The sequence below is a fragment of the Nocardioides malaquae genome, assembly GCF_015070385.1.
GTDB classification, from domain to species: domain Bacteria; phylum Actinomycetota; class Actinomycetes; order Propionibacteriales; family Nocardioidaceae; genus Nocardioides; species Nocardioides malaquae.
Map to the genome: position 1 here is coordinate 234,678 of NZ_JADCSA010000003.1, position 26,678 is coordinate 261,355.

Consider the following 26,678-nt stretch of genomic DNA (forward strand, 5'->3'; position numbering starts at 1 on the left):
CTCGTGCGTCCGGGGGTCGGCCCGCCTCAGCCCACCCCGTGACGCTTGACGAAGTCGATGATCTCCTCGGCGAGCTCCGGGCGGCAGACGATCAGGTCGGGCAGCTGCACGTCGTCCTTGTTGTAGACGAGGTCAGCGCCGTCGACGCGCGAGCAGAAGAGCCCGGCCGCACGGGCCACGGCCACAGGTGCCGCGTTGTCCCACTCGTACTGTCCACCAGCGTGCACGTAGGCGTCGGCCACGTCGCGCACGACGCTCATCACCTTCACCCCGGCGCTGCCCATCGGCACGAGCTCGGCGTCGAGCTCGGCGGCCAACGCCTCCACGAAGGCCGGCGGCCGCGACCGCGACACGGCGATGCGCGGACGCTCGGAGGTGCGCGGCGGCACGACCGACGGCAGTGCGGTGCTGAAGGTCTCACCCAGCGCCGGCTGGGCCACCGCGCCGGCAGCCAGGTCGCCGTCGACCCAGAGGGCCACGTGCACCGCCCAGTCGTCGCGCGGCGGCTCGGAGAACTCACGGGTGCCGTCGAGCGGGTCGATGATCCACACACGCCGGGCGTCGAGGCGCGACTTGTCGTCCATCGCCTCCTCCGAGAGCACCTTGTCCTCGGGACGGTGCTCGGCCAGCAACGCGGCGAGGAGCTCCTGGGCCGCGGCATCGCCGGCGTCCTTGAGCGCCTTGCCCTCCAGGCCCTCCTCACGCACCTGGAGGAGTCGGGCACCGGCCTGCTCCGCAGCCCAGACCGCGAAGGCGTGGTCGTCGGTGCGGGCGGCGGCGGGGATCTGGGTCTGTGTGCTCACGCGTCGCAGCCTACCCAGCCGTTGCTCCCGTCACAGGAGGCCGACTGACCAGCAAGCCGGGTATAGCCCGATCGGGTCATGCCGGATCGGATGACAGGGCCGTTCTCCGCCGATCTCCTCCGAACGGGACCCACCCCAGTGTGGAATACCTCTCATTAGGTACGCGGATGTGACACAGGGGGGCTGGCTCATCTACATTATTAGGTATAAGCCGCTTGGTACCGCGGCACCATCGAGAGTCACTGACTCCACGGCCGCCGGACAGAGGCTTCCTCTTCTCCTGCCGAGTCCACCGGCCTCCCGCCGAGCGACCTGGTCCACCGACCGCGTCCTCGCCCCCGTGCAGGGGCCCCACTCCCCTGCCCGCACAGGCCACACCTCGCCCTGTGCGTCGCCGGTGACCGTGCGCCCTGACGCGACGGAGCACCAGTACACAGAAAGGGATGTGCTGTGCTGAAGAGCGCTGCAATCCGCGGTCTCGGGCTCACTGTCGTAGCTGGATCCGCCCTCACGATGGGCCTCACCGCCCCCACCACCGCGCTGGCCCCCGCCACCGCCACCACCTCCACCGTCGTCGAGCACCGGGTCGAGCGGACCCTCACCGACGCCCGGGTCACCGAGTCGAGCGGGCTCGCGCGCAGCACCTTCGCCCGCGACATGCTCTTCACCCACAACGACAGCGGTGACTCCAACCGCGTCTTCGCGGTGAACAACGCCGGCCGCACCCGCGCCGTGCTCCGACTCCAGGGCGCGAGCCACAACGACTGGGAAGACATCACCACGGGCCCCGACCGCACGCTGTGGGTCGGTGACATCGGCGACAACCCCCGCAAGCGCTCCCAGGTCGTGGTCTACCGGTTCAACGAGCCGCAGTACGTGCCCGAGGACGGGCGCACCGTGGACGTGTCGACCACGAAGTTCACCTTCACCTACCCCGACCGCGCTCGTGACGCCGAGGCCCTCCTGGTCCACCCGACCTCCGGTCGCCTCTACATCGTCTCGAAGTCCGACACCGGGGCCGGCGTCTACGAGGCCCCGGCCACCCTCTCGACCTCGTCGGCCAACAGGCTCCGCCGGATCGCCGACGCCCCGTCGAAGATCACCGCCGGCAGCTTCGCCCCCGACGGCCGCACGATCGTGCTGAGCAGCTACACCCACGCCTACACCTACCGGTCGTTCGGCGAGCAGCCCGCCGTCGTCACGCTCCCGTCGCGCCGCCAGGGTGAGTCGCTCGAGGTCAACCGCTACGGCACCAAGATCCTGCTCGGCACCGAGGGTGCCCAGAGCCCGGTCCTCGAGATCGCCATGACCCGCCCCGGCGTGGCCACCGCCCCGGCTCCGACCCCCACGCCGACCCCCACGCCGACGCCCACCACGGCGCCCGCGCCGACCCCCACGCCGACGCCCACCACGGCACCCGCGCCCACCACCGCGCCGGCGCCGACCGTGGCGCCCACCACGGCGCCCGCGCCGACGACGGCCCCGACCACGGCCCCCACGGCCAGCCCGACGACGGCCCCCACCAGCGCGCCGACGACCGCCCCGACCACGGCACCCACCACGGCACCGACGACGGCCCCGACCACGGCGCCCACCACCGCTCCGACGACGGCCCCGACCGCCGCGCCCACGGCCGCTCCGGCCCCGACGTGCCAGAAGGCGCCGGACTACGTCAGCGACAAGACCCTCTTCGGCAGCAGCCTCTCCAGCGCCGACGGCTCGGCCGCCGAGGCACTCGCCAAGAACGACGGACTCTTCGGCAAGATGCCGGTCGTGCGCCAGTTCGACCCCACGGTCCCCCCGGCCGGCGCCTGGTCACGACGCACCTTCCTCAACGACCGCACGGTGGTCCACTCCTTCCGTGAGCACCCCCGCGAGGTCGTGACCGGTCGCTACGACGCGGCGATCCTCGACTTCTACCGCAACGCCCCGACCAACAAGCCGATCTTCTGGAGCTACTTCCACGAGCCCGAGCCGCACATCGTCAACGGCAGCTTCACGTTCGCCGAGTACCGCGCGGCCTGGCGCCACGTCGTCGACCTGGTCGGGTCGCTGTGCAAGGACAACCTCTACCCGACGATGATCCTCACCGGCTGGACGGCTGACCCCGCCTCCAAGCGCGACTGGCGCAACTACTACGCCGGTGACGACTACATCTCCGTCGTGGCGTGGGACCCTTACAACTTCGCCACCTCGATCCCGACCCACTACAAGGACCCCGCCACCCTGTACGCCCCCGTGCTGCGGGCCTCACAGGAGTCGGGCAAGCCCTGGGGCATCGCCGAGACCGGCAGCGCCCTGGTGCCCGGTGACACCGGCACCGAGCGGGCCAAGTGGCTCGACAAGGTCGGCGCCTACTTCCACGCCAAGGGCGCCGCCTGGGTGACCTACTTCCAGTCCAACCGCGACAACGAGTTCCGTCTCTTCGACGAGCCGTCGCGCACCACCTGGAAGAAGTGGGTGCAGTCCTCGAGCTGACCGGCGACCACTCGCTGGAACTTCCCCCCCTCGGCCGGCCGCGGCGACTAGCCTCTGCCCCCGAGGGGGGAAGTCGTTCGTGAACCGTTTGCGTCTGGCCGCACTGGCCGTCACCACCACCGTGCTCCTGGGCAGCCTCGCCGCGTGCAGCGGCGACGAGGGTGAGCGCCCGAGGGCCGACCCCGAGGCGTCGTCGAGCCCGGAACCGTCACGCAAGACCCGACCGAAGCCACCGGCCCCGACGAGGAAGCCGACCACTCCGGCCGCCTCCCCGTCGCGGACGCGGACACCCGCACCCTCCGCCGACCCCACCGAACGGTGCCCGATGGCCCCCGCGTTGCCGGAGCCGGACCGCACGCTCTTCGGCGCCAGCATCTCGACGAGCACCAAGCTGCTGCCCCAGTCGCTGGCCGACGAGGAGGCGCGCTTCGGTCGCATGGCGGTGATCCGCACGTTCGACCCCGAGATGCCCCCCGCCGGCGCCTGGTCACGTCGTCAGGCCGCGATCGGCGACCGGATGCTCGTCACGTCGTTCCGGATGCCCCCTGGCGACGTGCTCGCGGGGCGCTACGACGCGCAACTGCGTGACTACTTCCGCACCGCTCCGACCCGCCCGCAGATCCTGTGGAGCTACATCCACGAGCCCGAGCCGCTCATCATGGAGGGCCAGTTCACCGCGGCGCAGTATCGCGAGGCCTTCCGGCACGTCGTGCGTCTGGCGCAGGAGCAGTGCCGCGACAACCTGTTCCCCACGATGATCCTCACCGGATGGACCTCGAAGGAGGCCTCCGAGCGCGACTGGCGCGACTACTACGCCGGTGACGACTACGTCTCGGTGGTCGCCTGGGACCCCTACAACGGCGCCACCGTGCAGCCGACGAGCTACGAGTCCCCCGAGGCGCTCTTCGCCTCCGTCGTCGAGGCGTCCGAGGAGTCGGGCAAGCCCTGGGGCATCGCGGAGACCGGGACGATGCGCACCCCCCAGGACCCGAGCGGCGAGGAGCGCGCCGAGTGGCTCGACGCCACCGCGCAGTGGTTCGCCGACCGGGGCGCGGCGTTCGTGACCTACTACCAGTCCACGCGCAACGGCGAGTTCATCCTCCTCGACCGGCCCTCGGTGCAGGTCTGGAAGAAGTGGGTGCGCTGGAGCCGCGACTGAGGGCGTCCGACCGCCGCGTCAGCGGCGCACCAGGTCGAGCTGGGCCCCGAAGGTGACGTCGGGGGTGTTGCGGTAGTTGACGTGGGTCTCGACGGCGATCACGTTCGTGCCCTCGACCAGAAGTGCAGCCGGCACGTCCACGACGAGGGGGTTCGCGGCGGCGACGGCGTGGCGGCGCGCCGTGGGGGCGTACGTCGTGTGGGTCACCGCGCCGTCGCGCATGTTCTGGCGCCCCACCTCGACGCCGTTGACGTGCACCACGGCCCCGTCGTTGGCGATCGCCGTCAGCCGCAGGCCGACCACCGACGCGAGGTCGGTCACCGTCACCGCGCGCCGGTAGTAGGAGGTCACGGGTCGCTCGGCGGCCGTGGCGAACGGGTTGACGTCGGTCACCACCTCGGGCGCACCCCAGCCCAGCAGGGCGCCGCCGGTGGCCCAGGCGGAGTCGTCGAAGCCTCGCGCGGCCCACCCCGCTCCGGGTGCCCGGAGCTGGTGGTACCACTTCCAGCTCGCCCCGAGGCCCACCAGCGTGGTGGTGACGGTCTCGGCGACGTCGACCTGCAGCGTGGTGGTGCCCACGGCGCCGGCAGCGTCACGCACCCGCAGGGTGACCGGGTAGGAGCCGCCGGCCGCGTAGGTGTGCGTGACCAACCCACCGGTGGCGGTGGCACCGTCACCCAGCTCCCACTCGTAGCCGGTGATGCCGGCGTCGTCGCTGGACGCGGTGGCGTCGAGGGTGACCGTACGCCCGTCGACCTGCGCCGTGGCCCGCGCCACGGGCGCCTGGTTCACCGGGGCGGCGAGGGGCACCGTGCCCAGCAACGCCGCCGCGAAGCTCAGGTCGGAGGAGCTGGAGGAGTCCTGGTGCACCTCCACCGCGAGGGTGTTGGTGCCCGTACGCACCGCCTTGGCCGGCACGGTGAAGTTGCGGGCGACGTTCTCCGCGGCTCCGGAGCGGTTCGACGCTGCCCGCGTCGACGCCGACACCGGGCCGGGAGGCATGTTGTCGCGCACCACCTCGACGCCGTTGAGGTGCACCACCGCGCCGTCGTCGGCCACCAGCTCGAGGGTCAGGTCCTCCGTCGGGGTCTGCGCCACCTCGAAGGTGGTGCGGAAGTAGGAGGTGATGGAGCGGGTGCCGCCGGCGGACGAGCGCAGCACGACCGTCTCGTCGCCGTCGCCGTAGCCGAAGTGGCCGGCGCCGGTGACCCAGGCCGAGTCGTCGTGGGCGGGCTGCTGCCAGCCGTTGGCGAGACCGGGCCCGTCCCAGTAGCGCCACGGTGTCTCCGCGGTCACGAAGGCGGTCAGCGACGTGGTGGGCGGCGGGGGCGGCGTGGTCACGCCGGTCGCCATGAAGCGTGCCCACCCCTGGGCGGGCACGCCCGAGACGGCGGTGAACTCCCCGCCCACCACGACGCCCGCGTCGCTGGCCGCGATCGCGAAGACCCCCCAGAAGGCGTTGAACCGCGGCCGGAACGCCGGGTCGAGCACGCCGGTGGCCTCGTCGGCCGCGAGCACCTTGATGGTCGTGTCGTCGTCGTAGCCGTCGTGGAAGCCGAAGTAGACCTGACCGCGGTGGTGCGTGACGCCCTGCACGTCGCCCATGACCACGTGTCGCCAGACCCTCGCCCCCGTGGTCGTGCTCCAGGCGGCCATGGTGTTGGCGCCCGATCCGCCGGCACCGAAGAGCCTCGTGCCGGCGTCGTTGATGTCCAGGCCGAGCGTCGGGCGCGACGACGAGGTGAAGACGGTGGGCCGCACCGCGCCGGTGGTGCCGTTGAGGGCGGCGACCCCCGCCCGGGCGACGCCTCCGGCGAGCCCGAAGTTGCCGGAGACGTAGACGGTGTCGGAAGTGGGGTTCTTGACGATGCCCCAGACGTCGTTGTTGACGGTCGGCCGGAAGGTCGGGTCCAGCGCCGCGGTGGTGGCGTCGACCTTGGCGATCCGCTCCCGGGGCTCGCCGTTGACGGTCGTGAAGGCCCCGCCGACCCACACCACCCCGTCGCGCACGTCGAGGGCTCGCACCGGCCGGTCGGTCTGCACCCCAAAACCGGGGTCCACCTGCGCGTCGGAGATCCGTACGCGACCCACGGTGCCGGTGAGCGCACCGCCGATCCGGGCGAAGGCACCGCCGACGTAGAGCCACGTGCCGTCGTGGTCGATGGCGCGGACCGTGCTGCCGGCGTCGGCACGCCAGGAGCGCACCAACTCACCGGTGTCGAGCCGGAACGCTGCCAGGTTCCTGCGCGCGACGGACTCGCCCGTGGGGCTGGTGGCGGTCGTGAAGGATCCCCCCACGACCACCGTGTTGCCGATGACCTGGGTGGCGTACACCCGTCCGTCCACCCGCCAGGACACCGCCGGCGTGCTGCCCACCACCGGAGCGGCCTCCGCCGCGGGCGCCGCGACCACCAGGCCGGTGAGCATCGAGGCCACCAGCGCCAGCAGGGCGGGGACCACGGCAAGGCCCGGGGCGGGGCGAGGGCTCGTGCGGCGCGGCATCTCCATGACGGTCCCTCCAGGGGGCGCTAGTCGCTGACCAGCAGGGCGCTGAGGTCGAAGGTGAGGTCGGGGGTGCGCCGGTAGTTGACGTGGGTGTCGACCGAGACCACGTTGGCTCCCTCGACCAGCAGGGAGACGGGCACGTCGACGACCAACGGGGCGGCGCTGGCCACGGCGTGACGTCGGGCCGTGGGGGCGTACGTCGTGTGGGTCACGGCGCCGTCGCGCATGTTCTGCCGTCCGACCTCGACGCCGTTGACGTGGACCACCGCACCGTCGTTGGCCACCGCCTGGATGCGCAGGCTGCGCACCCCGTCGAGGTTGCCGAGGTGGAAGGTCCGACGGAAGTACGCCGTGACCGGTCGGGTGGTCGGGTCCTCGTAGAGGTCCAGGGAGGTCACGACCTCCGGCGCACCCCAGCCGAGGTGGCCGGCGCCGCTCTCCCAGCCGGAGTCGTCGAAGGTGGTGGCCGTCCACTGCGCGGGCGGGGCGGCGGGGCGGTAGTACCACTTCCACGTCGAGCCGGCAGGGATCACCTGCGGGTCCTGGGTCGTCTCGGTGCGCAGGGTGCGCGTCGTGGTCGAGGTCAGCCCGGCGGCGTCGGTCACGGTGAGCGTGACCTCGTACGCCCCGTGCTGGGCGTAGGTGTGGGTCACCGAGGCACCGGTGCGGGTGGTGCCGTCACCGAGGTCCCACGACCAGCTCGTGATGCCCCGGTCGTCGCTGGAGCCGGTGCCGTCGAGCGTGACCGTGCGGTCGGCGACCGTGGCCGAGAAGGCGGCGACCGGCGGCTGGTTGACCGGCGGACCACCGATGGTGAGCACCGGGGTGCTGGGCCCGACGTTGCCGCGGTTGTCGGTGGCCCGCACGAAGTAACGCTCACCGTCGACGCGTGGCACCGTCACCGTGGTGGTGCCACCGGGCAGGGTGGCGACCGGTCGGTCGTCGCGCAGCAGCTGGTAGGTGACACCGCTGGGGTCCGGGGTCGGCTGCCAGCGCAGGGTCACCGTCGAGGCGGTCTCCTGGTCGACCCGGAAGTTGCCCGGCGCGCCCGGGGCGGTGGAGTCGGTGCGCTGGAATCGGGCGAAGCCGCCGGCGAAGACCTGGCCCTTGCCGGTGCGGGCGGTCAGGATGTCGCCGCCCGCCCAGAGCGTGCCCGTGCTGTCGACCTCGAGGGCCCACGGGCCGGACCCCAGCCGCATCGACAGGTTGGGCACGAACTCGGGCAGGTACTCGCCGGTCGCCGGGTCCCACACGCCGAGCCACTTGATGGTGTCGGCCTGGTGCCAGCCGGAGTTGAGGGTCTCCCACGTGGTGGCACCGGAGTAGGTCCACTGGGCGCAGTGGCAGGAGGCGTAGAGCAGGTCACCGTCGGTCACGGCGGCCTGGACGTCGCCGCCCTTCTTCATGATGTTGCTGCTGATCCGCGAGAAGCTGCCGGTGTCGAACCCGAAGAGGGAGTGCTGGGCACCGCCGGCGAAGACCCGGTTGCCGACCTGCTGCACCGCCTGCTGGTAGTTGTCGTCCCGGTTGCTCCAGGTCGGACGCCAGGCGGGGCCGTCCAGGCCTGCGCCCGGAGCGGTGGTCACCGAGGCGACGCGTGGGGCGGTGACACCCTTCGACGTGCTGAAGTAGCCCGCGGCGTAGACCCGCGCGCCGTCGTCGGAGCCGTCGAGGTCGATCACGCTGCCGTTGAAGTCGGGGTTCCAGTTGCGGTCCGGGGTGCCGGTCGCGAGGTCGACCCGGGCCGCGCCGCGGGAGTAGGTCACCGTGGAGGGGGCTGTGCCTCCGGCCAGGTGCGTGAAGGCGCCACCCAGGTAGAGGTGGTTGCCCGCGACGTCGAGGGTGCGGATGTTGAGCACCCCGCCGGAGGCCCGGTTCTCGACGGTGAGGCTCCACGAGGAGCGGGTCGCCCCCGTGGCCGGGTCGAGCGCCACGACGGCCGTGGCCGGCTGACCGTTGGCGCGGCTGAAGGCACCGGCAGCCACGACGCTGCCGTCGGGCAGGGTGGCCAGGGCCCGCACCTGCTCGTTGAGCACCGGCCGGAAGGACGGGTCCCACTCGCCGGTCGCGATGTCGAAGGCCGCCAGGAAGGGCTGCTCCACGCGGCCGGTGCCTGTGGCGTCGCGCTGGACGTAGCGGAAGTTGCCGCCGACGTACATGCGACCGTTCGACTCGGTGAACGCCTGCACCTCGACGTTGCCCTCGGTGGTCGTGCTGCCCTGGAGCCCGCTCACACCCCACGGGTTGGCCAGGGCGTTGGAGTTGAGACCCGGACGGTTGGGGCGGGCCGGGGCGCCGTTGTCACCGATGCGCTGGAAGTCGGGGTCGGTCGAGGTGATGCGAGGGCGCAGGTAGACCTGCGCGTAGGGCAGGGCAGGGCCGGTGCGGGTCGCTGACCACATGTAGCTCGAGGCGGAGGTGCTGCCTCGCACCCAGGAGCCGTAGCCGAAGCCGACGCGGTACTTCTTGTCGGAATCGGTGGTGTTGACCATGCGGCTGTAGGACTGGCCGGTGCCGAACGACTCACTCGTGCCACCCCACCCCGGTAGGGTGTCGAACTTCCAGGTCGCGATCCGGTGCTCGGCGCCGAAGGTCCAGCTCCACCGCGACTTGTCGGCGAACGTGAACCGCGCCTCCTGCCACTGCGTGCCCCCGGTGTTGCGGGCGCGGCGGACCCGCACCCCCTCGCTGAGGGCGTCGGGCCGACCGCCGTCGAGCAGCTGGTCGACCGTGGTGGAGGGCAGCTGGTGGGTGACCGACGACATCGGCACCGTGTCGGGGCTCTGCAACGCAGCGGCGTTGCCCTTGCCCGCGTACTCGGTGGTCCAGCCGTCGCGTCCCTTGCCGATCAGCACCCAACCGCCACCGTCGGTGGTCTGGTCGCAGTAGAACTGGGCGGGAGCGGGCATGGAGGGGGTCAGCAGCCAGTAGGAGCCGTTGCGCGCCGAGGAGCGAGCCTGCTTGATCTCCCAGCAGGACCCGGCGGCCGTCTCCGGGCTCGTGCCGAGCACCGCCGCGTCGATGGCCTGGACCGCTGCCCGGCCGGCGGGTTCCGCCGTCAGGGAGGCGGACGCCACAGGCGTCACCACCCCCGGCACGAGCAGAGCAACGCCGAGTGCAACGGCGCGCTTGAACGACGACATCAAGACCCCCAGTGATTCGTGACGTGGCGCCGCTGACTGCGCCACGGCCCGTCCAGGACGGGCACATCGCTGATGCTAGGTCCGTCACACCGCGACGCAGCCCGGGCGACCTCCATTTGCCGGATATGCGGTATGCCACGGCCGTCCCGTGGGGCAGGTGGGACGGAAGGCGGCTCGCCGCCCTCCGCACCTCGCTACTGTGACCGCGTGAACGCGCTTGAGCTCCTCGTCGAACAGCTGTGGGCCCCCGGGGCGACCGACGGGGTCCGCGTGACCGTTGACCCCGGGCCGGACCAGCCCGGACCCGACTGGATCGAGGCCGAGCGCTACTGGGTGCTGCCCGACCCGGGCCGGGCCCGCCTCCTGCTGCCGGTCGCGCCCTCCCCCGTGCTGCGGGCTGCCACCGGCGACCACCGCGGGCTGCGCCGTCCCGCCGCCCACCTGGGTCGGCGGGCGCTCGGGCTCGCAGCGACGGTGGGCCTTCCGCTCTCGCGCCACCAGGTCGTGGTGCGCGCCCGCACCGCGGCCGACGCCCGGGGGCTGCCACTGGCGTGCCTGGCCCGCGAGCTGGGCCACCACCACCTGTGGGCCACCTTCGGCGTCCGCACAGGCGCCAACCGCAAGGCGACCCTGCAGCTGGTCGACGACGCCGGCAGCGCGGTGGGCTTCGCGAAGCTCGGGTGGAACACCACCGCCGACGCCTACGTCTCGACCGAGGTCCGCGCCCTGCGTGAGGTCGGCGGAGTCACCGCCGCGATGCGGGCGCCCCGGCTGCTCGCCTCCTTCACCCAGGGCGGCCGGCCCGTGGTCGTCGTCGAGCCCCTGCCCAGCGACGTGCGGGGACTGCGGGGCGCCCAGCAGGCCCCGACGTCGGCAGAGCTGTACGCCCTGTGCCCCCTCGAGCGCCACGCCCGCCCCGGCGCCACCGCCCACCTGCGTGCCGTCGGACGCCGGCTCGCCACCGCCGCTGCAGGGTCGGGCGACGCCGCCGCCCGCGAGGTGCTGGCGTCCGCGATCGACCTGCTCGCCCGGCTCGACGCGGACCGGCGCACGGTGCCGGTGCAGGCCCGCTGGCACGGTGACCTCACGCCGTGGAACTGCGCCCGGGACTCCTCGGGCCAGCTGTGGGCGTGGGACTGGGAGTCCTGCGAGGTGGACGCGGTCGCCGGCCTGGACGCCCTGCACTGGGAGTTCAGCGTGCTGCGCGAGAGCGGCCCCGTCGACGCGATCTCGCTGGCCACCTGCCTGGAGCGCGCCCGGCACCACCTCACGGCGGCCGGCCACGGACGTACGACGCACGGGGTGGTCGCAGCCGTGCACGCGCTGACCATGGTGGAGCGCGCCGCAGCGCTCGCGGCACGCGAGGGCAGCTGGCAGCGGGTCTGGGTCACCCCGGCCCAGCTGGGACGGTTCCTGGCCGAGGCGCGCACCCTGCTGGGCTGACTGGTGGGGCTGACGGGGTGGGGTGGCCGGACCCGTCAGGTCCAGTCGAGGTCGCGGCCCAGGAAGTCGGCCAGGGCGGCGTTGTGCGGCGCGAAGAAACGCGCCAGCTCGCTGCGCTGCGGCTCGGGCACGCTCGACTTGCGGTGCGAGGCGTTGAAGGTGCGGGTGGTGGGCAGCGTGTGCGAGCCCAGGCCGAGGAAGTCGCAGACCGCGTCGAACCCGGCCTGGACGTCGGTGTAGAGGTCCTCGCTGCGCAGGACCAGCAGCTGCTTGCGGTCGAAGTGCTGCAGCCAGTTCTGGATCTGCGGAAGGTAGACCCCGCGCGAGCGGTAGGAGTACCAGTCGTGCGCGGTGCTGTGGTAGCCCGGGTCGGCGGCCATCCGCTCGAGCTCACCCTCGAGCCGCTGGTCCTCGGCGGCGAGCGCGGCGGCGAAGTCCAGCGGCTCGACACCGTTCTGGGTGCGCTCCTGGTAGTGCGACCAGGCGCGCTCGACCGGGTCGCGCACCAGCATCACGGCCTTGACGCTGGGCGCCACCGCCGCGACCTTGGCGGCGATGCGCGGGTCCCACACGTAGTAGGGCGATGCCTCACCACCCATGACCGGGTGGCCGACCCGGGCCGCCACCCGCTCGCGGTGTGCCTCGGTGTGGAAGTGCGAGCGGTACCACGACTCACTGTGCGTGGAGTCGGCGAAGAACCAGTCGGTGCTCTTCTTGCCCCGGCTCTGTGGGAAGAGCCCCAGCACCCCGGGATGCATCAGCAGGTAGTTGTGCAGCGAGGTCGTGCCTCCGCGCTTCGTGCCGATCACCAGGAAGTCGGGCGCCGGACGCTGCGACGCGGTGGCCAGGGCGGCGGCACGCGTGGCGACGTTGGCGGCGTCCTTGACCCAGCGGGGCGAGCGGTCCTTGAGCTGCGCGAACGAAACCATGGGGGAACCCTAGGGTGTCGTGGAGGGCGCCCCGGCTCAGCGACGCACCATCTGGACCAACTCGGTCAGGTGGAGGGTGCGCCGGTCCCACGCCACGTAGCCCGCCAGCAGGGTCGCGCCGAGGCCGATGCTGACCAGCAGGGGCGCCGTGCCCTGCCCCCACGACGCGGTCACGGCCCACGCCGGCAGGGCGACGCAGGCCGTCACCGCGAGGCCGACGCGGAGCACCGACGTCCACGAGAGGGCGATGCCGGTCGCCCGGCGCACCTGCACCGAGGCCAGCACTGTGTCGAGCAGCATCGACAGCGCCCACACCGCTGCGGCGGCCTCGATGCCGCCGCTCGGCACCCACAGCACCATCCCGACGACGTTGACGGCCAGGACGACTGCCTTGTTGAGCGCACCCCACCCGCTGCGACCGCTCATCAGGAGCAGGGCCTGCACGTTGCCGGCAGCCAGCACCACGACCGAGCCGGCGCACAGGATCGTCATGGCGCGCGCCCCCGAGCCGAACCCCTCCCCCAGCCAGGCCAGGACGGTGGGGGCGAAGAACGCGAGCGTGAGGTAGACCGGGGCACCGAACAGCAGGATCCAGCGGGCGGTGACGACGTAGAGCTCGCCGACCTCAGACGTACGCCCCTGGCCGAGCAGGGCGCTGAAGCGCGGCGCCACGACGATGCGCAGGGCAGTGGCCACCACGACGCCGGCGGCGACGAACCGGGCGGCCGATCCGTAGACGCCGGCCGCGGCGTCGTCGAGCAGCATCCCCACGAGCAGCACGCCGATCCAGACGATCGACTGCTCCATGGCCGCCGCGAACGTGCGGGGCACGGCGTACGCAGCGACCGTGCGCCGCATCTGTCGGTCGGGCCAGCGCGGGACCTCTCGCCCACCGGTGCTGGCGCTGGGGCTGGCGTTGGCGGGCAGGCTCCGCCGCAGGCGCCGGAGGTGGCGGTGCAGCACGACGCCGATGGCTCCGGCCCCCAGCACGACCGGCAGGGCCCAGCCCAGGGCGGCACCCAGCGCCGCCGCACCCAGCAGGTGGGCGACCACGAGGGCGAGCGGACGCACCGCGGGCACGAGCACGTTGTCGACGAGGTTGAAGGCCACGATGCCGCCGAACGCCCTGGTGCAGGCCAGGGCGACCGCCAACCCGGAGGCGACCGGGAGGAGCCAGGCGATGGCGTCGACGACCTCGCGCACCGGGTCGTCGGAGGGCCGCACCGCGCCGACGACGTACCAGACCAGGGCCAGCACCGCGCCGGCCGACGCGGTGGCGGTGAGCAGCAGGGTGATCGCGGCGGGCACCAGGTGGGGGCTCTGCGTGCGGAGGCGGGGCAGCAGCCAGACAGCCGTCGTGTCGGTGCCGAGTCGGGCCACGCTGACCGCGATCGTGAAGAGGGCCACGGACTGGAGCACCACACCGGCGTCGGTGGGGCCGAAGAGGCGGGCGAGCAGCAGGCTGAAGGTGAAGCCCAGCGCTGCGCTCGAGGCGGCGCCGACGAAGGTGATCGCTCCGCCGCGCGCGGCACGCCCCAGCTCGCTGCGGGCGGGGGGCGGCGGGGAGTCCTGTGGCGTCCGGCTGCTCACGTGTCGTCCCTGCCTCTACGATGCTGACCACCGGGCGCACGCCGAGCGGCGCCGCGATTCTAGGCAACCGGGGGGTTCGCGTGTCAGCGATGACCATCTTTGTGGGGGGCCGCCGTGCGCTGGCCCTCACCTGCGTCGTGGCGCTGGCCGCCTCGGGCTGCTCCCGCGACGCCGAGCGCGGTTCCGACGCCGACCCCGACGGTGCGTCGACCGGCGCCACCTCGTCGGTCTCGCCCACCCCCACTCCCGGCGCGACGGCCCCCCGCACGCCGGGCGGCTCCTCCCCCACCGAACGCAACCGGGGCCCGGGCATCCCGGGGACTGTGCCGCCGGAGGTCGTCACCGAGGCCGAGGAGGGGGTGGACGAGTACGTCTCCCAGGTCGGCGACGCGCTCGGGTCGCCCTCCACGGAGGAGGAGCTGACCCTGGCGGCCGTCACCGGCGCGGCGCTCGAGGAGCTGCGCAACCGGGTCGCCGAGTACGAGGCGTCGGGATGGCGCGTCGTGGGCGAGCCGCGGGTGGTGCGCCACCGGGTCGTGCGCTACCGCAAGGGTCCCGAGTCGGTCGTGGTGCGCGCGTGCATCGACAACTCCGACGTCCGGGTCGTCGACTCCGAGGGTCAGACGGTGCCGGGCAGCCTGCCCGCGAAGCCACGCACGCTCAACGTCCTGACCCTGGTGCGCGCGGGCGAAGGCTGGGCCGTGAGCGAGCAGCGGTTGGCGCCCCAGCCCGACTGCTGAGTGCCGTCGGTCCAGGCCGCTGGGCGTCTCAGCGGTTGAAGGCCCAGCTGTTCTCGTTGGCCACCACGGGCACGTCGATCGGCGTCTCCACGTCGACCACGTCGAAGGGGAAGCGACGGGCCACGGTGCTCTGCCCGTTCTGCGCCGCGGGCTCCCGGGTCTCGGGCTCAGCGGTCTCGGGCTCGGGGGTCTCGGGCTCAGCGGTCTCGGCTTCGACGGGGCCGGCCTCATCGGCCACCGGCTCCTCGACAGGCTCGGGCTCGTCCGTCACGGTCTCCTCAGCGACCGGCTCCTCGACAGGCTCGGCCTCCTCAGCCACCGCCTCGTCAACGGCCTCGGGCTCGTCCGCCACGGTCGCCTCGACGACGGGCTCCTCCTCGACCGGCTGCTCGACAGGCTCGGCCTCCTCGGCCACGGGCACGTCCTCGTCGGTCACCGACTCCTCGACAGGCTCGGGCTCCTCAGCCACGGGCTCGTCCTCGTCGGTCACCGGCTCCTCGACGGGCTCGGCCTCCTCAGCCACCGCCTCATCAACGGGCTCGGGCTCCTCGACGACGGGTTCCTCGACGAACTCGGGCTCCTCGGCGACCGACTCCTCGACGGGATCATCGACGTCGGCGGCCACCGCAGCGGCACCGTCGGCCGCACCGAGCTCGTCCGCCTCCAGGTCGTCCACCTCGAGGCCCATCTCGGGGGCCGCGGCGGGTGCGTCATCGATGACACGCTCCAACGACTGACGCAGGTGCGGCCACCCGGAGGCATCGCCCGGGGTGCGCTGCGGCAGCGTCCCGGAGCCGGGCACCTCCACGCCCTCGGGCATCTCGTCGGGGTCGAGGGCGTGGCCGACCGGAGCGTCGAGCAGCGCGGCCGTGTCGCTGACGGGGCGCGCCGGGACGCTCGGAGCGCGCGGGGCGGCGCGGGCGAGGGTCGCGGGAGCCGAGGGCGCGGCGGGGTCGAAGTGACGTCCGCGCGGCACCAGGACCGTGCCGTGGATGGTGGCCTGCACGGCGACCAGGTCGGTGGCCACCTGGGCCAGGTCGTCAATCCTCGTCGTCATCTCCTCGACCACCAGGAGCACCTGGTGGGAGGCCCGGCCGGCCGAGAGCCGCACTGCCGGCCCGGCGGTCTGGGCCACGCCGACCACCGTGGCCTCGGCGTCGCGGACGGCATCGGCCAGCAGGTCGCTGACGATGTCGGCGGTGGAGAGTCGCTGGTGTCCCTGCTCGGGCACCAGCACGGTCAACGCCGATCCGGCGCCGCTGCGGAAGCGCCGCGCGGCGCCGACCCCGTCGACCTCCACGGCCTGAAGGCTGGTGAGGATCTCCTGCAGCACCTGGTTGGGGTGGCCGGCGAGCACGAGGTCGGTGCTCATGCCCGAGTCAGCGAGGGCGACGGCCAGGTTCGCGGCCACGTCTGAGGGCATGCCGCCGGCCTCGCCCACGTCGATGACGCTGATGACCGGGCGGTGCGACGGCACCGCCGACAGGAGTCGCTCCCGGACGGCCCGCAGCGACTCGGCGTCCTCGCCCTCAGCGGGCAGACGCGGTGAGGGCTCGCCGAGACGGGCCACCGAGATGCCACCGCCGGCTCCGTACACGTCGTAGGAGTCGCGGACCCTGCGATCGAGCACGTTGGCGACGAAGGCCAGGACGAGCCCCAGCAGTGCGCCTCCGAAGAGGCCGCTGCCCAGGATCAACGGTCGGTTGGGGCTGACCTGCACCTGCTTGGCGTCGGCCTCGGTGAAGATCGTGCCGCCGCTCGTGTCGACGGCCCGTATCTCGTTGAGCTGGGTGGTCACGGCGCTCAGCTCGTCGGCGATGCCCTGGCGAGCCATCTCCTCCGAGATCCGCTCCGCCCCCTGGGGAGCCTGCGACACCCGGGCGTTGGCCCGCGCCAGCTGTCGGTTGAGGGCGTTGCGACGTTCGACGAGTCGCTGCGCGGCGACGTCGACCCGGTCCTGGGCCAGCTCCGAGCGGTAGGCGAGGTACTCCTCGGCGACCAGGGTCGACCCCAGCGCGGCGTCGGAGGCCTGCGGGGCGGTGAACTCGATGCGGAGCACGGTGCCGTCGGGCAGCAGGGTCGCGGAGGTCGCCGCGCGGACGCTGGCATCGGTCCAGCCGCTGCCCAGCCCCTCGGCCACCGCCGACATCACGGAGGTGGAGCGAGCCGCGGCCTGCTCGGTCTGCATGTCGATGAGGTCGGAGGCGGGTCGCTGGCTGTTGAAGGCGTTGGAGGAGATCAGGTTGACGTTGACCAGCGTCGCCGCCGTGGCGGTGGCGGGCAGGAAGAGCACCAGGGAGGCGGCGACGACGATCCCGGCCGCGACCCCGGCAGCGACATAGCGCCAACGGCGTCGCACCACGGTCACGTAGTGCGACAACTCCACTGATGACGCATCGGAGCCCTGCTTCGCCACTGATGTCCCCCTTCCCCGTCCGGGCACGAACAGCTCCACCGAGTCCGGTGTGTCCGCCACCCAAGAGTCCTAGGATAGCCAGCCAGACCCCTTCCCCCGCCCGACGGAGAAAAATTCGTGACCACGCAGGTGCCAGCGCCCCTCCGGGGTCGTCTCGGACCCGGCGGTCACAAGGTCGCGGCCAGCGAGCTGCCCGCCTGGCCGCTGGTCACGATGTTCAGCCTCTTCCCGGTGTGGTGGCTGGTCGGCCTGGCCGACCTCATCTGGATCGCGATGGCAGCCCCCATGGGCCTGCTGCTGCTGCGTGCCCGGGCCGTCGAGGTGCCGCGCGGCTTCGGTGTCTACCTGCTCTTCCTCGCCTGGGTGGCCTTCTCGGCCATCCAGCTGGAGCGGGCCGGCCAGGCCATCGGGTTCACCTACCGGTTCACGCTCTACGCCGCCGCGGCCGTGCTCTTCGTCTACGCCTACAACGCCCGGCACCGCCTCACCGCGCGGGTCGTCTGCGGCGCCCTGACCGGCTACTGGGGGGCCACCGTCGCCGGCGGCTACCTGGCGCTGGCGTTCCCCGGCGCCGTGCTGCGTACGCCGCTCAGCTACGTGCTGCCCTCGGCACTGCTCGACAACGAGCTGGTCAACCACATGGTGATCCGGCGGATGACGCAGTGGAACCCCGATGCCTGGGTGCAGCTGGACCCCCGGCCCAGCGCACCGTTCCTCTACACGAACAACTGGGGCAACGTGTACTCGCTGCTCCTGCCCTTCGTCGTGGCCTACCTCTTCCACGTGCGCGGCACCAGGCGCTTCTGGGCGGTGCTCGCGCTGGTGCCGATCTCGTTCGTGCCGGCCTTCCTCACCCTCAACCGCGGCATGTTCCTGGGCCTGGGCGTCGCGATCGCGTACGCCTCCTTCCGCCTGCTGCTCATGGGCAACGTCAAGGCCGTGGCCTCGGTCGCGGTGGCGGCCCTCGTCGGCACCGGGGCCTTCTTCCTGCTGCCCGCCCAGGACCGGCTGGAGCACCGGGTCGAGGAGTCCAGCAGCACCGAGGACCGGGCGTCGCTCTACGCGCAGGCCTTGGACACCATCCCGGAGTCACCGGTGCTCGGTCACGCGGTGCCCCAGCAACCGGCGAACCCGAACCTGGATCCGGTCGGGACGCAGGGACAGTTCTGGATGATCCTGGTCTCCCACGGCGTGGGCGCCCTGGCCTGCTTCGTGGGCTGGTTCCTGATCGCCTTCGTGCGGTCACGACGACGCCGTGACCTCACCGGCCTGGTGGCGCACACCGTGCTGCTGGTGGCGACCATGGAACTGCTCTACTACGGGTCGTTGCCCTACGGGTTGCCGATCATGATGACGGCGGCCGCCCTGGCCCTGCGACCGCCGGACGAGGGCGCGGCACCGCTAGGCTGAACGCTCTGCGGAGGCGACGGAGGGGGCACGGTGCAGGTCAACGGCGCGGACGGGCAGCGGGAGCCCTCGGGGACCACCCCGACGGTGCTCTACATCGGCGGGTGGGGTCGCAGCGGGTCGACGCTGCTGGAGTGCCTGCTCGCGGAGGCCGAGCAGACCGTCGCGCTCGGTGAGGTCGTCTGGCTCTGGGACCGCGGGCTGGTGCGCAACGAGCTCTGCGCCTGCAGCCAACCCTTCCACGACTGCCCCTTCTGGACCGAGGTCGGGCGCACGGCCTTCGGTGGCTGGGACCGCGTCGACGCCGACCGGATGGCCTCGCTCAAGGACGCCGTCGACCGGCAGCGCCGCATGGTCCACTCGGCGCGACGCGCCCCGGGGGCGGCGTTCCGCGCCCAGGTCGAGGAGTACGCCGGCCACTTCCGCGCCGTCTACCGCGCCGCCGCCGCGGTGAGCGGCGCCGGGGTCGTCATCGACTCGAGCAAGGAGATTCCGACCGCCCTGGCGTTGAGCCACCTCGACGACCTCGACCTGCGGGTCCTGCACATCGTGCGCGACAGCCGTGGGGTGGCCCACTCCTGGTCCAAGGTCGTGGAGCGCCCCGAGGCGGGCGGCGAGCCAATGCCGCAGTTCTCCCCCACCCGGTCGACCGTGCAGTGGCTCGCGGGCAACCTGGCGGTGGCCGGCCTGACGCACCGGGGTGTGCCGCTCACCCGCCTGCGCTACGAGGACCTGGTGGCAGATCCCACTGGATCGATCGAGCAGGCCTGGCTCGCGCTCGACCTCCCGGGTCGGGCCGACGTGCCGATGCTGGACGCCACCACCGTCGAGCTGCACCCCACGCACTCGGTGGCCGGCAACCCGATGCGCTTCCGCACCGGCCCCACCCAGCTGCGGCGCGACGACGCCTGGCGCACGGAGATGTCGGACGCGGACCGTCGGCTCGTGACCGCGCTCTCCTACCCCGTCCTGAAGTCCTTCGGCTACCTGGAGCAGGATCGATGAGCGACGCCCCCCCGGTGCCCGACCTGGTCTCCGTGGTGATCCCCACCCGGGACCGCCCCGAGCTGGTGCGGCGCGCCATCGAGTCGGTTTTCGCGCAGGACCACGCCGGCGACGTCGAGGTCGTCGTCGTCTTCGACCAGAGCCCCCCGGACGGGTCGCTCGTGCGCGAGGCCCCCGGCCGCACCGTGCGGATCGTGGGCAACACGCGTACGCCCGGGCTCGCCGGCGCCCGCAACTCCGGCATCCTCGCCTCGCACGGCAGCCTCGTCGCCTTCTGCGACGACGACGACTGGTGGAAGCCCTCGAAGCTGCGGCGCCAGGTGGAGGCGCTGGAGGCCGAGCGCGCGCGGACCGGCCGGACCCCGCACCTGGTGACGACCGCCATGGAGGTCGACTACGACGGCGAGCGCACGCCCCGCCTCGCCGGCACCGACCGGGTGACGCTGGCCCACCTGACGAGGTCACGGATGGCGATGCTGCACTCCTCCTCGCTGCTCTTCGACCGCCGGTCGCTCCTGGGACCGTTGGGACTCATCGACGAGGAGGTGCCCGGCAGCCAGAACGAGGACTGGGACATCCTGCTGCGCGCCGCCAAGCTCGGTGACATCGTGCACGTCGACGAGCCACTCGTGGTCGTGATGTGGGGCGCTGCCTCCTTCTTCACCCGCACGTGGGACACCAAGATCTCCTCGCTGCACTGGATGCTCGACCGGCACCCGGAGATCGAGCAGGACCGCAAGGGCGTGGGCCGCGTCTACGGGCAGATCGCCTTCGGCGAGGCCGGCCGCCCCGACCGCCGCGCGGCCGTGCAGTGGGCCCGACGCGCGTTGGGGCGCGACCCGCTGCAGTGGCGGGCCTACGTGGCGCTCGTGGTGGCCTCCGGCCTCGTCACGCCGGCACGCGTCCTCGACACCCTGCACAAGTTCGGCCGCGGGGTCTGAGGCACCTGACGGGGGTCCGGACAGCCGAACGGCCGGCGTCCCGCTTCGGGCGGGGCGCCGGCCGTTCGCACGGATCTGGGCCGGACCAAGGAGCCAGATCGAACCGGGGAGGGCCTCTCAGTAGGCCCCGCGGGAGCCGAGGACGGCGTGCACCGTGCGGGCGAGGATGCCCACGTCGTCAGCAAGACGCCAGTTCTCGGTGTAGTGGTTGTCGAGGGCGATCGCCTTCTCCCAGCTGAGGTCGGAACGGCCCGAGACCTGCCAGAGCCCGGTGAGGCCCGGCTTCGCGGCCAGGCGTCGCCGTTCGAGGGAGGTGTACTGGGCGACCTCCTCCGGCAGCGCCGGGCGTGGACCGACCAGCGACATCTCGCCCTTCACGACGTTGAGCAGCTGGGGCAGCTCGTCGAGGGAGAACTTGCGCAGGATGCGACCCAGAGGGGTGATGCGCGGGTCGGCAGTCATCTTGAAGAGCACACCGCTGGCTTCGTTGGCGTCCAGCAACGAGGCCTTCTCTGCCTCCGCGGTGGTCACCATCGTGCGCAGCTTGTACATCGTGAACAGCGAGCCGTCCTGCCCGACCCGGACCTGGCGGAACATGCCCGGGCCCGAGGAGGTCGCACGGATGGCGAGCACGAGGACGCCGAGCAGCGGAGCGGAGAGCACGAGGAGCAGCGTGCCGACGACACGGTCCATGGTGGCCTTGACCAGCCTCGGCAACCTGGCGGGGCGGCTGGAGGCCACGTGCACCAGGGTCGCTCCGCCGTAGGTCGCGTGCTCGAGCCGGTGGGTCGCGATGCCGTCCAGGTCGGACTGCACGGCCAGAGCCGTACGACTGCCCTCGAGCGCCCAACCCAGCCGACGGATGCACTCCGCGTCGACGCCCGGACCGGGCACGACCAGCACCAGGTCGGGGTCGGCGGCCGTGAGCTCCTCGGCGTGGATCTCCTGCGTCAGGTCGAGGAAGGTCTCGCTCAGACCGGTGCGCTGCTGCGGCACCTGCGGGGGCTCGCCGACGACCACTCCCCCGACGATGGTCATCTCCGGGCTGGCGGACCAGCGGGCGGCTGCCTCGGCCACGCTGACAGCGGACCCGACGACCACGACGCGTTGCGGGGTGGGGAAGTGACGGCGCGCCAACGCTCCGGCGAGGGCCACGGCCGCGCCCGCGAGGGTGATGGCGCTGGCGGCCACCAGGTCTGCGCGCCCCCAGACGCCGACGGCGACGCCCACCGCCACCACGCAGAACGGGGTCACGGTGTGGCGCACCACCTGCTCGAGGCGCGGCAGGCCGGGGCGGATCGAGGCGGAGCCGGCCCAGTAACGCTCGGCCAGCGACACGCCCACCACGACCAGGGCGACGGCCAGGCCGGCACCCACGAGGTGGGTCACCACTGCCATGGCGACGACAGCGACCACGATCTCGGTCCAGATGTGGTGGCAACGTGAGGCCCCAGCGGTGCGCGGGGCACCTGCCGAGCGGCCGACGACCTGGAGGTCCGCAGCGGGTGCTGCCACCTCCTGCGGGGCGGTCGCCTCACGCATCGTCACAACAAGTTCCCCCATGAGTCGTTGCATCCACGCGGGCTTGAGATCCGGCGTGGTAATTCCTGCCGAGATGACCCTAGGAGAGGCCCACTTCGCACTCATGCCCGATATTGGGTGACTCATTTCCAGGGTGTCACCGATATCGGGTAACCCTCACGAGTTGAACTGCTGCTGGGCCTTTTCCAGCCCCTCCAGCACCAACATCTCGACGGCGTCGGCGGCCTCGACGAGCTGGATCGGAAGCTCCTTGCGCTCGACCCCGGAGTAGTTGGAGAGCACGAAGTCAGCGACGTCCTGACGGCCCGGCGGACGCCCGATGCCCACACGTACGCGGTGGAAGTCGCCGGTGCCCAGTGAGGCCCGCATGGAGCGCAACCCGTTGTGACCGTTGTCGCCGCCACCCTTCTTCAGGCGCAGGGTGCCGAAGGGGATGTCGAGCTCGTCGTGGATCGCGACGACGTGCTCCGGCGCGACCCCGTAGAACTTCGCCACAGCGCTCACCGGACCACCGGAGGTGTTCATGTAGGTGCGGGGGCGCACCAGCACCACCCGCGGCCCCGGGGCGCCGGGCGATCCCAGGCGACCCTCGACCACGTCGGCCTGCCCGGTCTTGTGGCGACGGAACGCACTGCCGAGTCGTTCGGCAAGCACGTCGTTGACCATGTGGCCGACGTTGTGGCGGTGACCCGCGTAGTCGGCTCCGGGGTTGCCCAGGCCGACGACCAGCCACACAGGAGAAGTCATGCGCCCAGTATCGACCACGGGGTCCGCGATCCGGCCCGGCGGGCGGGGCCGGACACGGCAACGGCGCCACAGGAAGGCTCTCCTGCGGCGCCGTGGCGGGTGGCGCGACCTGGACGGTCACGCCGGTGGATCACTCGTCGGCGTCGGTGGACTCCGCAGCAGCCTCGGCCTCGGCCGCGCCGGCCGGCGAGTCGGCCAGGTCGGCCTCCAGCGCAGCGGCGGTCACCTGGGCGACGACGTTGACGACCAGGGCGTCGGCGTCACCGGTGAGCGAGACGCCCTCCGGCAGCGTGAGGTCGGAGGCCAGGAACTGGGTGCCGGCGGCGGCGGCGGTGACGTCGACCTCGATGGCCTCAGGCACGTGGGTCGCCTCGGCCTCGAGGGCGATGGTCGGGTGCTCGGTCACGACGAGGGTGTCGGGGCCCGCCTGACCGACGACCTGGACCGGGACCTCGACCAGGACCTTCTCGCCGCGCTTGACGGCAAAGAGGTCGACGTGCTGGATCACCCGACGGATGGGGTCGACCTGGACCTCCTTGGCCAGCGCCAGCTGGACGTCACCGTCGATGTCGAGCTCGAGGAGCGCGTTGGCGCCACCGTGACGCAGCGCCATCATGGTGGCGTGGCCCGGAAGGGTGAGGTGGGTCGGCTCGTTGCCGTGCTCGTAGATGACGGCGGGGATCTTGTTGGCGGCACGGATGCGACGGGCCGCACCCTTGCCGAACTCGGTGCGCTTCTCGGCGGTCAGCTTCTCGGCGGACATGGTGTCTCCTGTGTGTCGCAGTACGTGTGGCAGCAGAGGCCGCGCACGTGAGCGGCCCGACGGACGCACCGGCAGAGACGAAGAACGCCGCGCAGACATGGTCAGGCGCGGCGAACGAACCTGCCACGTCGATCACGGAGTCACAGCTCCCTCGCCGGGGCAACTCAGGCAGTCTAGGGCGATCGTGACCGCGAGGGAAATCGGGCGCCTCGGCGCCGCCACCCCACCCCTGCGGACCACGGCGCGCGAGGACCAGCACCGAGCGGGCGCGTACCGAATTCCGGGTCATTTGTCCCACAGGTCTTGCGCCAGATGTGACGCACACCTCAGGGTGGAGTCCTCTTCGCCGAACCCGGGAGCCCCCATGACCCACACCCGCCCAGGACCCGCCCGCCGGGTCCGGACGTACGCCACCCTCGTCGCTGCCGCGACCGCCCTCGCGACCGTGGGCACCGGGGCCTCCCTCGCCCAGGCCTCCGGGACCACCACGACCGCCGCCACGAGCGCCGCGTCAGACGGCAACGAGCCCTACCTGGTGGGCCGGGGCATCGCCGACGTCACCGGCGAGCCGGCCGAGGTCGGGATGATGGGATACGCCGACCTGGGACAGACCGGCGCCGGTCTGCACATGCGGCAGCGGGCCCGCGCCTTCGTCATCGCCGACCGGGCGAGCGGCGAGCGGGTGCTGCACGTCAACGCGGACATCGGCATGGTGTTCCAGAGCGTGCGCGACGCCGTGCTGGCCCGTCTGGCCGAGCGGTTCGGGGAGACCTACGGCGAGTCCAACGTGATGCTCACCGCCACCCACACCCACGCGGCTCCCGGTGGTTTCAGCCACCACAACCTGTACAACCTCACGACGCTGGGCTACCACGGCAAGACGTTCGATGCGATCGTCGACGGCATCGTCGAGGCTGCGATCCGGGCCGAGCGCGACCTCGCGCCCGCCCAGCTCCAGGTCGCGACGACCCAGCTCACCGACGCCAGCGCCAACCGTTCGCGGCTCGCCTTCAACCGCAACCCCGCCGCCGACCGGGCCCACTTCCCCACCGGCACCGACACCGCCTCCACCACCCTCCAGGTGCGTCGCGGCGGCGAGGTCGACGGCGTCATCAACTGGTTCGCGGTGCACGCGACCTCGATGAGCACCGACAACACGCTGGTGAGCCCCGACAACAAGGGCTACGCCGGTTGGCACTGGGAGCACGACCAGGAGGGCGTCGACCACCTGACCGAGAGCGACGACCCCGACTTCGTCGCCTCCTTCGCCCAGACCAACGCCGGGGACATGTCCCCCAACCTCGACCTGCAGCCCGGCACCGGCCCGACCGACGACCAGTTCGAGAACACCCGCATCATCGGCACCCGGATGTTCGACGCCGCGCGCGCCGGCGTCTCCGGACGCCGCACCACCCTGCGTGGCGGAGTCGACTCCTCCCTCGTCTACGTCAACCTCGCCGACACCCTCGTCGACGGGCAGTTCACCCCCGACGGCAAGCCCCAACGCACCTGCTCGGCCGCCTTCGGAGCCGCGTTCGCCGCCGGCAGCACCGAGGACGGTGGCGGTGGCCTGCCGATCTTCAAGGAGGGCAAGGACGGCGGCAACCCCGTGGTCAAGGTCGTGGCGGACGCCCTCTACACCGCCTCCCCCGCGCTCAAGGCCTGCCAGGCACCCAAGGAGGTCCTCCTCCCCGTCGGTGCGCTCGACCTGGTCCAGCAGAAGCTGCCGGTGCAGCTCGTGCGCATCGGCGACCTCTACGTCGTCGGCATGCCGGCCGAGGTCACCATCGTCTCCGGCCTGCGTCTGCGGCGCGCGGTGGCCGACGTGGTCGGGGTGCCGCTGGAGAACGTCCTGGTGCAGGGCTACACGAACGCCTACGCCCACTACGTGACCACGCCGGAGGAGTACGACGCCGGTGAGTACGAGGGCGCCAGCACGCTCTTCGGCCGCTACGAGCTGCCCGCCTTCGTGCAGACCGTCCACGGCCTGGCTGCCCACATGAAGGCAGGCACCACCCCGCCCCTGGGCGCCAAGGAGCGTGACCGTTCGTCGGGCCAGCTGCACTCGCTGCAGGGCCGGGTCGTGCTCGACACCCCGCCGGCGTTCCGGTCGTTCGGCGACGTGCTGACTGCGCCGCGCGCCGCGTACGCCCGTGGCGAGCAGGTCGAGGTCGCCTTCGCCGGCGCCCACCTCAACAACCGGCTGCGGCACGGTGGCACCTACCTCAGCGTGGAGCGACGCGTCGGCAGCGGCTGGGAGCGGGTCGCCGACGACGGCGACTGGTCGACCAAGCTGCACTGGAAGCGCACCGGCATCAGCGCCTCCCGCGTGACCGTCACGTGGGACGTGCCGCAGGACGCGGCGCCGGGGCAGTACCGCATCCGCTACTTCGGCGACGCCAGGTCGCTTCTCGGGACGGTGCGCGCCATCAGCGGGACCTCCCCGCTCTTCGATGTACGGTGACCGCGTGTCTCGGATGTCAGTGGAAGATCGTCGTGCCCAGCTCGTGGAGGCCGCCATCACGGTCATGACCCGCGAGGGGGTGCGCAAGGCGACGACGCGAGCGATCGTGGGCGAGGCCGGGGCTTCCCTGAGCGTCTTCCACTACTGCTTCGACTCCAAGGCGGCCCTCTTCGAGGAGGTCGTGCGCACCATCGTGGGTCGCAGCGCAGGACTGGCCAAGGAGGCGCTCACCGGCGTGGCCACCGACGACGACGCGTTGATGGCCGGCCTCCTGGCCTACTGGGAGCACGTGGTGGCGAACCCCGAGCAGCACCTGCTCACCTACGAGGTCACCCAGCACTGCCTGCGCATCCCCGAGCTGCACGACGTGGCGCGCAGCCAGTATGACCTCTACGCCAACGTGATCGCGATCCACCTGCGCGGAAGCCTGGAGGGCGAGCCCGACGACGCGACGGTGGCGTGCGTGGCCCGCTACCTCGCGGTCATCATCGACGGGGTCACCCTCAACTGGCTCGCGCGTCGCGACGACGACGAGGCGCTCGCCGTGCTGAGGTCGAGCGTGCCGCACGTCAAGGCGATGTGGGCCGCCGGCCTCTCCTGACC

The 26,678-nt window shown here is 72.3% G+C and carries 18 protein-coding genes; 9 read left to right on the forward strand and 9 right to left on the reverse strand.

What is annotated here, in order from left to right:
- Nucleotides 1-26: 26 nt before the first annotated feature.
- Complete coding sequence (locus IEQ44_RS04825; RefSeq protein WP_319804503.1) at nt 27-803, reverse strand: 3'(2'),5'-bisphosphate nucleotidase CysQ; 777 nt, start codon at nt 801-803, stop codon at nt 27-29.
- Nucleotides 804-1,253: 450 nt separating this feature from the next.
- Between IEQ44_RS04825 and IEQ44_RS04830 the strand changes: the two genes are divergently transcribed.
- Nucleotides 1,254-3,281 carry a glycoside hydrolase family 26 protein gene (locus tag IEQ44_RS04830; RefSeq protein ID WP_193637274.1) on the forward strand — a complete coding sequence of 676 codons (2,028 nt, stop codon included), beginning with the start codon at nt 1,254-1,256 and terminating at the stop codon, nt 3,279-3,281.
- A gap of 79 nt (nt 3,282-3,360) precedes the next feature.
- A complete protein-coding gene (locus IEQ44_RS04835) occupies nt 3,361-4,440 on the forward strand; it encodes a glycoside hydrolase family 26 protein (protein WP_193637275.1) in 1,080 nt (359 codons plus the stop codon).
- A gap of 18 nt (nt 4,441-4,458) precedes the next feature.
- Here the strand turns inward: IEQ44_RS04835 and IEQ44_RS04840 are convergent, their stop codons facing one another.
- On the reverse strand, nt 4,459-6,948 hold the full coding sequence (locus tag IEQ44_RS04840; RefSeq protein WP_193637276.1) for a PKD domain-containing protein: 2,490 nt from the start codon (nt 6,946-6,948) through the stop codon (nt 4,459-4,461).
- A 20-nt stretch (nt 6,949-6,968) separates the two neighbouring features.
- Entirely contained in the window at nt 6,969-10,088 is a 3,120-nt protein-coding gene (locus IEQ44_RS04845) for a PKD domain-containing protein (protein WP_193637277.1), read from the reverse strand.
- Nucleotides 10,089-10,295: 207 nt separating this feature from the next.
- On the opposite strand from IEQ44_RS04845, the gene IEQ44_RS04850 reads away from it, so the two are divergent.
- The gene (locus IEQ44_RS04850) at nt 10,296-11,531 is read left to right on the forward strand and encodes a hypothetical protein (protein WP_193637278.1); all 1,236 of its coding nucleotides are present in this window, start codon (nt 10,296-10,298) and stop codon (nt 11,529-11,531) included.
- Between the two features lie 35 nt (nt 11,532-11,566).
- Here the strand turns inward: IEQ44_RS04850 and IEQ44_RS04855 are convergent, their stop codons facing one another.
- Nucleotides 11,567-12,460, reverse strand: a complete 894-nt coding sequence (locus IEQ44_RS04855) for a sulfotransferase domain-containing protein (RefSeq protein ID WP_193637279.1) — start codon at nt 12,458-12,460, stop codon at nt 11,567-11,569.
- A gap of 36 nt (nt 12,461-12,496) precedes the next feature.
- Nucleotides 12,497-14,050, reverse strand: a complete 1,554-nt coding sequence (locus IEQ44_RS04860) for an MATE family efflux transporter (RefSeq protein ID WP_193637280.1) — start codon at nt 14,048-14,050, stop codon at nt 12,497-12,499.
- Between the two features lie 89 nt (nt 14,051-14,139).
- Here IEQ44_RS04860 and IEQ44_RS04865 point away from each other — a divergent pair, with 89 nt between their 5' ends.
- Nucleotides 14,140-14,790: a hypothetical protein gene (locus IEQ44_RS04865; RefSeq protein ID WP_193637281.1), complete on the forward strand. Its 651-nt coding sequence runs from the start codon at nt 14,140-14,142 to the stop codon at nt 14,788-14,790.
- Between the two features lie 28 nt (nt 14,791-14,818).
- Here the strand turns inward: IEQ44_RS04865 and IEQ44_RS04870 are convergent, their stop codons facing one another.
- A complete protein-coding gene (locus IEQ44_RS04870; protein WP_227486898.1) occupies nt 14,819-17,206 on the reverse strand; it encodes a GumC domain-containing protein in 2,388 nt (795 codons plus the stop codon).
- A gap of 117 nt (nt 17,207-17,323) precedes the next feature.
- Between IEQ44_RS04870 and IEQ44_RS04875 the strand changes: the two genes are divergently transcribed.
- From IEQ44_RS04875 to IEQ44_RS04885, 3 genes are read left to right on the forward strand one after another with little or no spacing between them, the layout of a single operon-like run.
- Complete coding sequence (locus tag IEQ44_RS04875) at nt 17,324-18,616, forward strand: O-antigen ligase family protein (protein ID WP_193637283.1); 1,293 nt, start codon at nt 17,324-17,326, stop codon at nt 18,614-18,616.
- Nucleotides 18,617-18,646: 30 nt separating this feature from the next.
- Complete coding sequence (locus IEQ44_RS04880; RefSeq protein WP_193637284.1) at nt 18,647-19,618, forward strand: sulfotransferase; 972 nt, start codon at nt 18,647-18,649, stop codon at nt 19,616-19,618.
- A complete protein-coding gene (locus IEQ44_RS04885; RefSeq protein ID WP_193637285.1) occupies nt 19,615-20,559 on the forward strand; it encodes a glycosyltransferase family 2 protein in 945 nt (314 codons plus the stop codon). The genes IEQ44_RS04880 and IEQ44_RS04885 overlap by 4 nt, the downstream gene beginning before the upstream one ends.
- 117 nt (nt 20,560-20,676) lie before the next feature.
- Here the strand turns inward: IEQ44_RS04885 and IEQ44_RS04890 are convergent, their stop codons facing one another.
- From IEQ44_RS04890 to IEQ44_RS04900, 3 genes are all read right to left on the reverse strand, one after another.
- Entirely contained in the window at nt 20,677-22,101 is a 1,425-nt protein-coding gene (locus IEQ44_RS04890; RefSeq protein WP_227486967.1) for an exopolysaccharide biosynthesis polyprenyl glycosylphosphotransferase, read from the reverse strand.
- Nucleotides 22,102-22,257: 156 nt separating this feature from the next.
- Entirely contained in the window at nt 22,258-22,848 is a 591-nt protein-coding gene (pth, locus tag IEQ44_RS04895; protein ID WP_193637287.1) for an aminoacyl-tRNA hydrolase, read from the reverse strand.
- Between the two features lie 130 nt (nt 22,849-22,978).
- The gene (locus tag IEQ44_RS04900; protein WP_193637288.1) at nt 22,979-23,611 is read right to left on the reverse strand and encodes a 50S ribosomal protein L25/general stress protein Ctc; all 633 of its coding nucleotides are present in this window, start codon (nt 23,609-23,611) and stop codon (nt 22,979-22,981) included.
- Between the two features lie 364 nt (nt 23,612-23,975).
- Here IEQ44_RS04900 and IEQ44_RS04905 point away from each other — a divergent pair, with 364 nt between their 5' ends.
- Both IEQ44_RS04905 and IEQ44_RS04910 read left to right on the forward strand, forming a co-directional pair.
- The gene (locus IEQ44_RS04905) at nt 23,976-26,075 is read left to right on the forward strand and encodes a neutral/alkaline ceramidase (RefSeq protein ID WP_193637289.1); all 2,100 of its coding nucleotides are present in this window, start codon (nt 23,976-23,978) and stop codon (nt 26,073-26,075) included.
- 13 nt (nt 26,076-26,088) lie between these two features.
- Nucleotides 26,089-26,676 carry a TetR/AcrR family transcriptional regulator gene (locus tag IEQ44_RS04910; protein ID WP_227486968.1) on the forward strand — a complete coding sequence of 196 codons (588 nt, stop codon included), beginning with the start codon at nt 26,089-26,091 and terminating at the stop codon, nt 26,674-26,676.
- Nucleotides 26,677-26,678 lie beyond the last annotated feature (2 nt).